Source organism: Gluconobacter sp. P1D12_c (assembly GCF_018812105.1).
GTDB classification, from domain to species: domain Bacteria; phylum Pseudomonadota; class Alphaproteobacteria; order Acetobacterales; family Acetobacteraceae; genus Gluconobacter; species Gluconobacter oxydans_A.
In genome coordinates this window covers 1-501 of record NZ_JACSIQ010000331.1, presented here as the reverse complement: position 1 = coordinate 501, position 501 = coordinate 1, and the positions used below count along the sequence as shown (strand labels likewise).

Sequence of the window (501 nt, the reverse complement as noted above, 5' to 3'; positions counted from 1 at the left end):
GTTCGTGGGAGCGTGGCAACAGGGATATCAAAGCGGTGGATGAATACGCAAAAGCATATATGCTTGACACTTACACGATATCTCACATGGGTAGAGGTGGGGGTAGCGTCTTAGAAGATGGGATGCTGTCAAAGGTTCTCGACATAGAGCGTCTACAAGACCCCGTAGAGCTTGATGAGCCTCCTATTGAGGTTCCGGATTCCGAATACTTCGAAGCTAATCAGGACGCCTTTCAGGAGCTTGCAGACTGGTATCTTTGAAGCTCCGCAGGACCGACGACAATGTAATTGTCATAGTCGGACACTATGACAAGTCAAATATTGATTTCTATCTGCTACAATAAGTTTCCAGTACCCCACAAACTGAGGGTCGGAGATTGTTATGGATATGGTAAAGAAGGAAAAATATAGAGAAATAGAGAGAGAAGTACAGAGGCTTGAAAATCTGTTCAATATAAAGGCTGTGCGATTGAAGGCACGTTATGAGACCAAGGCTATTCGT

1 protein-coding gene is annotated in these 501 nt (G+C 44.7%); it reads left to right on the top strand.

Going from position 1 to position 501, the window contains the following annotated elements; translation table 11 throughout:
• Nucleotides 1-260, top strand: a 260-nt coding sequence (locus KP705_RS17030) for a hypothetical protein (protein WP_215765124.1), incomplete at its 5' end; no start/stop codon positions are given.
• Nucleotides 261-501 lie beyond the last annotated feature (241 nt).